The sequence below is a fragment of the Weissella confusa genome (genome assembly GCA_041871065.1).
Classification (GTDB): domain Bacteria; phylum Bacillota; class Bacilli; order Lactobacillales; family Lactobacillaceae; genus Weissella; species Weissella confusa_A.
This window is the reverse complement of sequence record CP168942.1, coordinates 1,761,714-1,775,408: the sequence shown is the minus strand read 5'-3', so window position 1 is coordinate 1,775,408 and position 13,695 is coordinate 1,761,714. Positions and strand designations below refer to the sequence as shown.

Below are 13,695 nucleotides of genomic sequence, written 5' to 3'. Positions count from 1 at the left end.
TTTACAGGGCAGAGAAAAATCTGTCCGTAAATCTAGCATAAGAGCATGGGTTATATCGATGGTCTGCAACTTGGTAATGGATTGAGTTATTCACCTAATTCAGGGACCGTTGGAGATGAAAGTATTTGGAATCTTGCTTATACAACTGTGCCAACGACAGTTGCTTCAAGTGACATGTTGAAGGGAATTACGACTGTAAAGGGGCAAACGCCAATTTACGCGTTTGTTTACTACCCAAAGACGGCAAAACAAACCGTTCAAGTTAACTATGTTGATGAAAATGGTCAGGCTATCTTAAATGCTGACGGCACACCAAAGGTTGCTTATGTGCAAGGAACTGCCAATACGGCCATTGATTATACTGGCTTGATCAAGTCGTTAGATGGGTATCAATTGCTATCGGATGGTACGTCTTTTGTTCAAACATATGATACGGTCGGAACGACGTTGAAGACGGATTCGTCGAATAAGCCTATTTATGACGCAAATGGAAATGTTTCGTTTATTGAAAAGACATTGGCAGGCCAATCAGGTTCAACTTTTACTGACCTAAGTGGCAAGACGCAAACTAACTACGATGCGAAGGTGCAACAAGTTAACCTGGTCTTTAAGACATTGACGCAACAAGCTAGCGTGTCATTTGTTGATGAAGCAGGAAACGTTTTGAAGGCACCAATTAACGTACCAAGTGGTGACACGGGTTCAGTAATTGATTATTCAGGTATTACAACAGTTAAGAAGGCTATTCCGGGATATCACATCGTGAAGGACGGAACCTTAGCTGGAGAGAATGCTAAATTTGACGAAACAACGTACACTGGCGACTCAGATACTGAGCCACAGGATATTAAGATTGTTTACGCCAAGGATGCACAAACTGTTCACGTGAACTACATGGTCCAAAATGTTGACGGATCATTGACTAAGATGCCTGGTAAGGATGTTATTGCTATTAATGGTCTTACTGGTGATGCGGTTGATTACAGTTCTGTCGATAAGACGGTCAAGGGTTACACGCTGGTAACTGACGAAACGACGAACACAACGTCCTTCGATAAGACGAACAACGGTACCGCAACAGTCGATAGTGCACCGCAAGAAGTTAATTTGGTGTACACAGCTAATGCGACTAAGGTGACAGTTGTTTATCGTGTTCAACAAATGACGACAGATGGAGCCGGTAATGCGATTCCTTTGCTTGATGCAGCAGGCAAGCCAGTCTACAAGATTGTTACGCCTACTGTTGGTGCAGGAATGGTAAGCACGTCAGCGACTGGTGTTTATGGTGATAAGTACACGGTTGACACGGCTAACGACGGTATGTTGAAGCAAGGTTATACCTTCCAATCAGTGACATTCTCAGACGGAACGCCGGATGATGTGACTGAGAACAAGGGCATGGTGACAACGTATCCAAACGGTGCGGGACCAAATGGTGTGACTGCAGAGGGAACGACGTCAATGACGTACACGTTCTCAGATGCTGATGACCCAACTGCTAACCGCACGGTGTATGTGACGTATAAGCCTGAGCAATATACATTCGACATCGTCTACTACGTGTTGGATCCGGGATCATCAAACCCTCACGGTGTGTTGGTTCGTGAAACTGGTTTTGCCGGTGGATTCTATTCATATGACTCACCAACGCTACCAATTCCAGCCTACATCACGGCCGGTGCCGACCAAGGAAACTTGAACGGTCCTTATGGTCCGCAAGTTAACGGGTTCGGTTTGGAGCCTGATTATGAAAACAACGTTTGGAAAGACTCTGATGGTTTGGACACTGTCACTAAGTCTGACGGAACAGTTGTTGTAACGCCTCACTTGGTTATCACGTATACGCCAAAGACAATGTCTGTTACGGCTAATTACGTCCTTGTTAACAGCAAGGGTGAAACAGTCACTGATACTGAAGGAAACCCTGTTTTCGTTTCAGGTAATGCTGTTACGACTGGTGCGATGGGTAATGCTGTTACCGACAAGAACTGGTTTACTGTGACGACGGCTGGTAATGTCGATAAGAATGCTCCTGTTACCCAATTGGACAAGCAAATTCCTGGTTATGTACTCCAAAATGTTGGCGGTACATGGGAGTCTAGTGCTTTGACGTTCGACTTTGACGCCGGAACGATTGCACTTGATGCAGATGGTAATCCAAAGTTGGATGCTGATGGTTCTGTGATTTACACGTCATCAGAACCAGACGGTAAGTTAGATGTCGTGCCTGCAACGTGGCAAGCGTACGAAGACTATGCCAAGAAGATTTACGATCCATACCGTCAAAAGCAAAACGAAGTGAACCAAGCTTACAATGAAGAGCATGCGGCAGAGATTGCCAATGGTACTTTGACGAGTAAGTCGGATTTGGAAGCTTGGAACTTGGAGAACATCGAACAAACTTGGGTTAACCTTGGTTGGACGCCATCTAATGCATACGATGCAGCGACATATAATAAGGATGCGCAAACGTATAACGATGGAAATGCAAGTGAAATTACTAAGGGAACTTTGGTTGAACGTAATCTTGTCGATGCGAATGCAACGCCAATCATCCACAAATTCCAACCTGCGGTTAACTATGTAACGTACCAATACAAAGTTGATCCAACGATTACTTACACTTACAAGGATTCTTCAGGTAAGGTTCTTGATAAGGGGACGGCAGTTGTTGATACTGATGGTAATTCATACTACAGCGATGGCGCACCAGCGGTTGTTCACGTAACGGCTGATATGCCAGTTGACGGTGGGGGTTCTTACACAGTAACTGATACGGCAGCTGATATTGCTGGATTCTCACGTTCAGATGCTGGTGCATTGACGTTTAACGGAAATGCTTATGTGGCAAGTGGTGTGCTACCAAGCACGAACTACGACGTGGTCTTTACGGCTGTGCCACAAAAGATTACGACTAGTTACGTGTCTGATAAAAAGAATGCAGCAACCGCAACCGATAAGATGCCAGCAACTACGACGACGGTTCGCGATACGAACGCAATGTATACGGTTGATGCAACGGGTGGGGCAACTATCCCAGCCGGTTACTACGTCAGCCAAATTACGTACAACGGTCAGACGGTTGCAACAGCTGATTCAGCTACGAGTGGTTTGTACAATGGGGATGTAGCGTTTACGTCGGTTGACGAAGTGGTGATGGCCGTTTCAGAACTTGGTACAGCTGCAAACCAAATTGTGTATACATTGACGGCAGCGCCAGAACCTTTGCAAGTCACGTATGGTTACACGACTTCTAAGGTTGCTAACTGGACAGCGCCAAAGACAACGATTGCGACGAATGTTGATGCAACGGTTGCGACGGATGACGCTTATGATGTGACTGTACCAACGATTGCTGGTTACACGGCACAAATCGTGGCAAAGTCAGCTGATGGAACGGTTTTGAACACATACACAGCAACCCAGTTTAAGGCTATTGCGGCAGCAGGTTTGGCGATGACGGCTGACGGTGCGTACTATGACGTGATTTACACGCCAGCTGTGCAAAACATTAAGACGTCATACACATTACCTAAGAATGCCAAGGTACAAATGACGCAAATGACTGCTGATACAGTGCAAGCTGCGACTGATTCAACATATGACGTGACGGCCGATGGTCCATTGAAGTCATTGATTCCACGTGGTTACCAAGTGGCCACGATTACAATCAATGGTCAGGAACTATCAGTTGATGATGCAGATGCCCAAAACTTGCAAGTTGTTGCTGGTGACAACACGATTGTCTACAACTTGAAGGCATCAATCCAACCATTGACTGTTAACTACGGCTTTGCGAACAAGACGCCAAATGCGAAGGCAGTTGCTTTGTTGCCTGGTAAGTCTACGGGTACAAATGCAACGCAAGATGTTGACAAGGTTTCTTACGCGACTGGTGACAGCTACTTTGTTGTTGTACCTAAGATTGCAGGATACATTGCAACAGTGACGACCGGTTCCGGAACGAACCAGTCAACAATCGACCCAACGGCTGCCATTCAGATGGTTGCTGGTGGTGCAACGTACAACGTTGTTTATACGCCTGAATCACAGACGCAATCAGTTTTGTATCAAGGCCCACAAGTTGCCCTTGATCGCATGAGCAAGACGACGTTTGTGAACCAAACGGCAACGGATGCTGAATTTACGGTTAGCGCCAACGGACCAGCTACGGATATTCCAGCCGGTTACAAGGTTTCAAAGATTGCGTTGAATGATAAAGAAGTGCAGTCAGGAAACTTTGTGGCGTCTGTTGGTGGCGATACAGTCGTTTATACATTGGTTGCAACCGATAACCCGTTGAACGTAAATTACCAATATGACACGATTACAGGCTGGACTGCACCAACTACGGGGTTGCCAACTGACATTGCAAATGAAGCTGTTTTGACGGATGCGAAATATGTCGTATCAGTGCCTGACGTGGCAGGATATACTGCTTCCGTTGTAGATGCGGCTGGAAATGCCTACACGTTAGCCCAATTGGCAAACTTGCCAGGTATGCCGGCTGGTGGTGAAACGTACACGGTTACGTACACGCCAAATGCACAACGTGTGAATGTTGTGTTCAAGTTGAACACAGCAGACGGCGTTGATATGAATGGTCGTGTTGCTGAGCGAATCGATGGTATTTCTAATGGTACGGTTAGCTACGATAAGATTACTGATTTGGATGTTCCAGGTTATTCTTACGAGTGGACAAACAAGGTTGGAACGTTCGACAGCGATGATAATAAGGATCAAACGGTTTACGTTATCTACACGGCAAAGTCTGATCAAAAGGCGAAGTTGGTCTTTGTGAACGATCCAAAGCAACAAGCTGACATTGATACGACAAATGGTACGACGAACGCATAAATTACGTTTGTTAACCCAACTACGAAGCAAGCATTGACGGATCAAGATTTGGTTCGTACCGGTTACACGTATGTTTTGGCTGGTACTAGCAACGCTTATGCGTCACTAGTTAACTTGCCGAAGTACACAGATGCTGATGATGACACGCAGACTTACGATGTGACTTATACGGCTAAGAAGCAACAAATTGGTATCGTGCAAAGTGGTTTGCCAACTAATTTGATGACAGCTAATAACATGCCGAAGATTGCTGGATATACAAACGGTCACTATGGTCAAGAATTGGATGGCACGTCAAATAACACGTTGCCAACCGCTGACCAATTGCATGTGGCTGGATACTCATTCCAAGCATACCTAGTGCATGCTGATGGTACGAAGACAGCGGTTGATTTGAAGAATCTTGGTGATCAAGTCTTTGATTTGGTTCCAGGTGCGATTGACGATAATGCCTTGGCTGTGACGCAAATTGAAGTGGATTATGCACCAACAATGCAACAAGCAATTGTGCGTGATAACACACACGATTTCGAGACAGCTAATGGTAAAACCGGTGAAGCAATTACTTTGAGCACGACGGATGCTAACCTTGCCAAGGACGGTTACACGTACACTGTAAACGGTTTTAGCACGTTGGCGGACGCTGTTGCGGCCATGGCAACGTATGACAACACTGATAATAGTGCAACAGAGACGGCTGATAAGACGCCTCAATTGTTCAATGTTGTTTACACGGCTAATAACCAATCAATTCCAGTTATGGTTGCTGGTTTGCCGGCTGAAAAGATGCCTAACCTAGCCAACTTGACTGGTGTAACAGATGGTAAGTACAACAACGTACCAACTGAAGCGCAGTTAAAGGTGGCTGGTTATGACTACGCGATTAAGGATTCAACTGGTAAGGCGGTAACGCTTGACCAGTTGAAGACTGCAACGTTCCAAATGAATGGTGATAAGTTGGCAGTAACGGATTATACCGTGACGTATGAGGCGCAACCAACATCTGCGAAGGTCATCTACAAGTATGACTCAAGTGCAACGTTGGCAAATGCACCAAAGTTGCCAGAAACGACAGTAATCACTGGTAAGACAGATGGGTACTTACCCTGCTACTACAATTCCTACTATGGCTGGTTATACAACTGTGGTAGTTGCTCAAAGTGGGTCAGTAACAGGTCAATATGATGCTGGTACGAACCAAATTACGGGTACGTTTACGGCAGCTGACACGTCAGGGGATAACTCAGTTTACGTGGTAACGTATGTGCCAACGGATCACGATATCAAGGTGCACTATGCAGTTGATGAGCCAGCTGGCGCAACTAAGCCATCAGGTACATTTACATTGCCAGCTGATACGAAGATTTCAATCAAGACTGACAAGGGTTACCAGATTACGTCTGTTTCAACGCCTGGTTATGCGATTGAAAAAATTGACGGTCAGGTAATTGATTGGGATAACTTGGCAACTGTCCAGGAAACTGCTGAAGATGGCACGATTATTACGTACTACAAGCTTGATGATCACACGTTGATTAGTTCAGATAAGTTGAATGTGACGTTTACCAATACAGCAGCAGTTAATGCTGACGGTGAATTGAAGACATCACATTACGACATCACGTTGTTGCCAACGCAACAACAAGCTGATGTAACGTATGGTTTCTCAAACAGCAACCCTAGTGATGATGCTGTAGCAAAGCTAGCATCAGTAGCTAATGCGAAGGGTGATAAGACGTTTACGAATAATCAAATGGTTTACACGGATCATGATTACAACTTCACGGTGCCATCAATCGATGGTTACGCGGTGACGATTGTTGAGAACGTGAACAGCAAGACGACTGTGACTGAAAAGCCAACGAAGCTTGCTGAGAACCAAACAGTTATCGATAACGGCGACAACACGTACACGATTGTGACGACGACGAAGGATGTTAAGGGTGCTTACACACTTGATAACACAACGCTGTCAGCAGTCATGCACGCGGCTGACGCAAGTTATGTTGTAACGTACACACCTAAGGGACAAACGGTTAAGGTGACGTACGATGTTTCAAAGTTATCTAAGGCAGAACAAAAGCTAGTCGATGCACCTGCTGATGGTGCAATCACTGGTGCAACTGATATTGCCTATGCCGACAAGGAAGTTGTTTCTGCAGATGACACGGTCGATTATACGAAGATTGCCCACAAGACTGGTTACACATACGCATTGATGGCCAACAATGAAGTGGTTAAGGATGCCAAGGGTAACCCAATTACGGGGATGACGACGGACTTCGATTTGAACGATTTGCCAGGAACGATGACGTTGACGGATGGTACGTTGACTGTGCCAGAGTTTACGGTTGTTTACACGGCTGACAAGCAAGATCAAATCGTCACGATTGATTATGCTGATGTGCCAGTGTTGAACAAGGATTCAGTGGTGTTGACGAACCATGCCAACTCAAGTGACGAACTTGCGCAAATTGATTTGAGCAAGTATGTCGTGGACGGTTATGACATGTACGTTGATGGCGAGCTAGTTGCTGACCAAGTAAAGCCAAGTATTGCTGCTGAAACAGCGGATACGAACGACTTGACGGACGGTAAGGATGCAACGCCACAACCACACAAGGTAACGTTTAAGGCTAAGGCTGTACAGAAGGCAACGTTGAAGTACGCCAACTATCCAAAGTCAGCTGGTACGAAGGCTGATGTGGTTATCGACGATGGTGTTTCTGATACCGACATCAAGTTCAATGTCACAGCGGATGATTTGGCAGTGCCTGGTTATTCATATGTCATTACGCGTTTGTTAGATGATGGCAAGGTAAAGCTTGATAGCGAAGGTCACGTGATTGACGAACAAACGTCGGACGCTGAAAACCCTATCAAGGCAACGTTTACACGTGATACGTCTGATAACCAAACGTATGTTGTAACGTACACGGCGTTGAAGCAACCGGTGACTGTTCAAGTTGTTGATGATGATAACAGCGGAGCTCAAATCGACTTGGCTGCTGTAAAGGATGCTGATAAGGCTTGGGATTCAGACACTGATGCACCATTGACGTACACGACGGATCAAGCAACGGCTTTGCTCAAGCAATTGAACAAGGGTACGGACTTGACCGTGGCTAAGATTGACGGTGCTGATGTTGATACCAAGGTTGGCGCAAACGTGATTACAATTCACGTTAAGCACGCAACTAAGGCAATTAGCCAAATGGTGACGATGGATACGTCAGCTGTATATGGTAAGAACGGTTTGGCAACTGATGGTCAGTCAGTTGGTACCGTTAAGTCACAAACAGCAACGTTGACAGGTACCGAAGACCTTTACACGGGCGAAGTAATCGCATGGGATAACCCATCAGTGACGTTGACGGTAGATGTGCCAGCTAAGGCAGGTTACACGCCAAGTTTGACGACGCCAGATGGTTCAACGTTGACTGGTAAAACAGTCACGTTGACGAAGGAGTTCCCAGCAAACGTTGATTTTGCAACGTTGGATACGACCTTCAACCCAGTTGTGACTTACACGGCTGATAAGAAGTCTTCAATGGTTTCATTTGTTGATGAGACGCAACCTGAGATGACGTTTGCAGACATGACGAAGAACCAAATGGCTTTGCCAGATGGTGTAACGGACGCGGAGATTAACTTCAAGTCCGTGACGGATATGATCGCTGATTTGGAGGCAAAGGGCTATGTTGTTGATACGACAAAGACGACTTTGCCAACGGATGCCACATTTAATGCCGATAACAACGACAACCAATTTACGGTTTACTTGAAGCACGACATTAAGGCAGCGACCGATGCGCCAGAAACAGTTACGGGAACAATCACGTACACTGGTGCAACGCAAAATCCAGCGCCAGTAACGCAAACCGGAACGGTAACACGTCACTACAGTGTTGACGCGGTGACTGGTGAAGAAATTACATCAGGCACGAATTATGCAGATCCAACTAAGTTCAAGGCATCAACATACCAAGATGCAACTGGTGATATTGACTCAGTTAATGCGACTGGTACGGTTGTGACATTTAAGACGGTGGCAACGCCTGCTTATGATGCTGCAACAAAGACGCATGAAGAACTAAAGGGGTATGCTGTTAACACGCCAGAAGTGACGATGACGACGAGTTTGGGAACTGACGGTAAGTTTGAATCAACTTACACGCCAGTGCCACAAGACGCGTTGGTGAACTTCGTCGATGTGACAGACGGTGGTAAGTCAATTACTGGTTTGAACATTTGGGGAATTACCAATGGTGGACCAATCATTTGGCAAGGAACCAAGGAAGTCACTGGACGAAATGACGACATCTCTGATCAGCTACAAACCGTTCAACAAGTGTTGGACGAATTGACGGCGCAAGGTTATGTTGTTGTTACGAACCCAGTTGGTGCTGATGGTACGGCTAGCGATAAGTAAGACATTATCCAATGGGATAACGATCCTGAAGCTAAGCAAAGTATCACAGTGACGTTGAAGCACGGGGTGACGAAGAAGTCTGAGTCAAAGACCGTTACGGAGACGGTTCACTACACTGGTTACACAGGTAGTGACGATGCAACCAAGGCCAAGTTGGCTGACGTTGTAAAGGATGCCGACGTAACGCGTACGTTCTATGTTGATAATGTCACGAATGAAGAAGTGACGGCATCAACAAAGGGATTGACGCTTGGTGACTATGGCAAGGATGCGGATGCACCGGTCTTCACGCTTAAGAGTGATGACGCAACGGCTTCAGTTGATGCCACGACTGGTACGGTAACGTTTACGACAGTAACGTCACCAGAAGTTGAAGGTTACGATGTTGATAAGGCAGCTGTGACAACAACTGCTAAGTATGGTGAAAACCCTACTGCAACGACAGTAACTTACACACCAGAAGTTGCGACGGCTGGCATCACGTTCATCGATGATGTCACTGGTCAACCAATTCACAACGATGTTATTACGGGTCAAACTGATGCCAAGATGACGTATGACGTTGCGGAAGCGTTGAAGAAGTTGAACGAAGATTCAAAGTTTAGTAATGGATTGACGATTGTATCTGATAACTTTACAGGTACGGACGCTGTCTTTGATAATCAAACGGATACAGCAACGGTCACATCACAAAACTTTGTGGTTCACGTAAAGCACGTCACGGAACGTCACAAGGAAACGGTGACGACAACCAACAAGATGAAGATTGTGACGAAGGTCGGGGATGATGTGACGACAACTGACGGTACGCCGGTAACGGGTACAATCACGCGTGAGTACACATACGACCCTGTAACGAAGACTGAAATTCCAACTGAAAATGTGGGAAACAGCACTTACTACACGACGCCGGATGGACCAACTTACACAGTTTCAGACGGTAAGACGGATGTTCACGTTGATCAAACTGGTAAGGTAACATTCGATGTGCCATCAGATGACAAGCCTGGTTATACCAAGACTGTTAAAAACGATGGGGCAACTTATGACAACCCTGATGGTGAGACGACGATTACCTACACGGCTAACCCAGCTAATGCAACGGTAACGTTGATTGATGATGTTACTGGCAAGGTACTTGGTACTGTGACGTTGACTGGTGTCACGGATCAAGTGGTTGATTTTGCAACAGCTGATAAGGCAGTTGCTGATCAAGAAGCAGCTGGTTACCACGTTGTGAATAACCAATACGATGCTGCTAAGACATCAGGCGAAAAGTTTGATGTGAACGCAGATACGGATGGTGCAACACAACACTGGACGGTTCACTTCAACCACAAGACGACGAAGCAAGAGTCAACGACGCCAGTTAAGAAGACGACGACATTTGTTGTTGACGGTACAACTGGTGCGCCTGACCCAATCACACAAACTGGAGAAGTGACAAAGCACTATCCAGGGGATGCGACGAAGACAGGTGACGATGCTAAGACGCCAATCGATCCAACTGATACAACGAACTTTACGAACGAAACTGGTGATGGTTACCCTGATAAGCCAACGTACACGTCAGACAACACAACACCTGATGGTACGCCAGGTTTGACGGGTGTTACGCCTCAAGGTGATCCAATCTTTGGCGACGTGACGTATCCAAACGTGCCAGGTTATACACCAAGTGAGCCGGTAACGGACGCTGATGGTAACCAAGTGGTGACGTATAAGCCAATGACGCAAACAGCGAAGGCTGTCTACAAGGACAAGCTAACTGATACGGTATTGCACACGGATACGCCAAGTGGTTTGACGGATCGTACGATTGATTACAGTACGGCGGATGAAATTGCTGACTTGGTAAAGGCTGGTTACGCACTTGTGTCTGATGGATTCAAGCCAGGGGCAACATACAAGCCTTCTGATAACACGTTCTATGTCATCTTGAACCACGCTGTTGAGCCAGGAACAGAGACTGAGACCGTTACAAAGAAGATTACGTATGTTGTTGATGGTGGTGATCCATCAAAGGCACCAGCACCAGTTGACCAAACGGTTACGGTTGAACATAAGTTTGCGGTTGATAAGGTGACGGGTCACGAAATTCCTGATGGTGACGTGACAAGTGATAACTACACTGGTGGTTTCCCTGACTCATACAAGACGACGGGTAACGACAATGATGGGGATGTTGTGAATGATAAGACTGGTGACGTCACATTCAACGATGTAACGACGCCAGAAATTCCAGGGTACACGGCGAAGGTAACGACGCCAGCGGCACCAGGAAGCTTTGCTCACAACGATGTCACTGAAGTGGTGACGTACACACCAAATGACCAAACGGTTAAGGTGCACTACGACAACACGAATTTGACACCAAACCAACAAAACAGTGTGCCAAATGGTGATTCTGACTTCACAATGACGGGTAAGACTGACACGCCATACGATACAGCTACTGTAACGGGTGGGCCAACGACGGTACCTGCCGTTCCTGGTTACACATTTACGGTAACGTCAAATGGCAAGACAATCTTCACGTCAGATGATGATAATCCAACGTACGATTTCAAGACGGTTACGGATGGTCACAACTTCACAGTTACTGACAATGGTTTGACGGACGGTGATTACACAATCACGTACGCACCAAAGACAGTTACTGGACAAGTTGTTGTCATCGACGACGCAACTGGCAAGCCGGTTCAAACGGATGAGTTGACTGGTAAGACAGATGCGGATGTTGTTTACGATTCAGCAGCAACAATCAAGAACTTTACGGATAAGGGCTATGTCCTTGTCTCAAACGACTTGAGCGATGACAAGACGTACAACGCCGATGACACGAAGAACCACTTCGAAATCCACTTGAAGCACGATACGGCTGATGGTACTGGTACACCAACAACGACGATTCGTCACACGACGATTAAAACGCCAGATGGCAAGACAACAACGGTTGAACAAGTTGTTGAAGTCACGCCACACTATAGCGTTGATCGTGTTACTGGTGAACGCGTACCTGATGATGATTTGAACGACAAGACGAAGTACGACAACACGGAAACGCCTTGGTTCGATAAGAATGATAAGACATCAGATGGTACGGTCGGTGTAACTGACTTCGATAAGAACACAGGCACACCAACGTTCGGTGATGTTGATGTACCAAATGTGCCAGGTTACACAGTTGTTCGTACGCCAAATGATCCAGCAAAGCCAAACGGTGACCAAACAGTAACGTACACGGCCAACGATGCGAAGGCTCAAGTTGTCTATGTGGACGATACGACTAACGCAACGTTGCGTACGGATGATTTGGATGGTGTTACGGATGCAGAGATTGATTACAACAGTGATGATGTCATCAAGGATTATGAATCAAAGGGCTACGTACTGGTTTCAGATGGCTTTGCCGAAGGAACACAATACGATGCAACTGATGATTCAGAAGCTGACTCTCAAGTATTCGTTGTTCACTTGAAGCACGATACGCAAGACGGTACTGGTACGCCAACGACGACAGTTCGCCACACAACAATTACAACGCCAGATGGCAAGACGACGACGGTTGAACAAGTCGTTGAAGTTACGCCACACTACAGCGTTGATAAGGTGACCGGTGAACGCGTACCTGATGGTGATTTGGACGATAAGACGAAGTACGATCACACGGAAACGCCTTGGTTCGAAGAACACGACAAGACATCAGATGGCACGACTGGCGTGACTGGATTCGATAAGAACACAGGCACACCAACGTTTGGAGAAGTTGTAGTTCCTAACATCCCAGGTTACAAGATGGTTCGTACAAATGAGCCAAACGGTAATCAGGTTGTGACGTTTACGCCAGATGGTAGCGCAGTAGTTGAGACGCCTAATAACGTCCAATCAAACGCTACGACGGTGGTGAACCAACCAGTTGCGACGGTGGCAACACCACAAGCATCTGTTGCTGGTGCACCTCGCGTGACATCAATGAATAATGTTGTGGCTGGTACGCCAGCACCAAAAACGACGAATATGGTTGACGTTGAGTTACCAGTATTTGTTGAGACGGTTGATAATACGCCAGTTGTTAATAAGGATAGCTTGTGGATTCACGAGATTCCTGATGACAAGGATGGCGATATTGCGAACTTGAATTCATTGAATGACATGTCATGGCGTACATCTGATCCATACTTGGTAGCCATGCTGATTGCGGCATTGGCTGCGGCTGGTATGTTCGGTGCGTTGCTAGCCTTCTACCGTCGTCGCGAAGCAGTTGAGCGTAAGCTTGCTGCCCGCCGCGAAGACTAGAATTTATTAGTGGTAAGGTAAATGAAAGGTCCCAACTGACCATAACGTCGACTGGGGCCTTTTCATTGTGAAAAGTTACGCATAATGTAGGAATTTACTGTATAATT

4 protein-coding genes are annotated in these 13,695 nt (G+C 46.2%); all 4 read left to right on the top strand.

What is annotated here, in order from left to right:
* Positions 1 to 45 precede the first annotated feature (45 nt).
* The 4 genes from ACAW68_08665 to ACAW68_08650 are packed head-to-tail and all read left to right on the top strand — an operon-like array spanning position 46 to position 13,588.
* On the top strand, positions 46 to 4,857 hold the full coding sequence (locus tag ACAW68_08665) for a hypothetical protein (protein XGA15529.1): 4,812 nt from the start codon (positions 46 to 48) through the stop codon (positions 4,855 to 4,857).
* A 33-nt stretch (positions 4,858 to 4,890) separates the two neighbouring features.
* Positions 4,891 to 6,042: a hypothetical protein gene (locus ACAW68_08660; GenBank protein XGA15528.1), complete on the top strand. Its 1,152-nt coding sequence runs from the start codon at positions 4,891 to 4,893 to the stop codon at positions 6,040 to 6,042.
* A complete protein-coding gene (locus ACAW68_08655; protein XGA15527.1) occupies positions 5,984 to 9,289 on the top strand; it encodes a hypothetical protein in 3,306 nt (1,101 codons plus the stop codon). Before ACAW68_08660 ends, ACAW68_08655 begins: the two co-directional genes overlap by 59 nt.
* Before the next feature lie 48 nt (positions 9,290 to 9,337).
* Entirely contained in the window at positions 9,338 to 13,588 is a 4,251-nt protein-coding gene (locus ACAW68_08650; GenBank protein XGA15526.1) for a hypothetical protein, read from the top strand.
* Positions 13,589 to 13,695 lie beyond the last annotated feature (107 nt).

What these genes read in the sequence shown, in the direction of transcription:
- ACAW68_08665 (XGA15529.1), top strand. Translation starts at nt 46, where the DNA reads ATGGGTTATATCGATGGTCTGCAACTTGGTAATGGATTGAGTTATTCA.
- ACAW68_08655 (XGA15527.1), top strand. Translation starts at nt 5,984, where the DNA reads ATGGCTGGTTATACAACTGTGGTAGTTGCTCAAAGTGGGTCAGTAACA.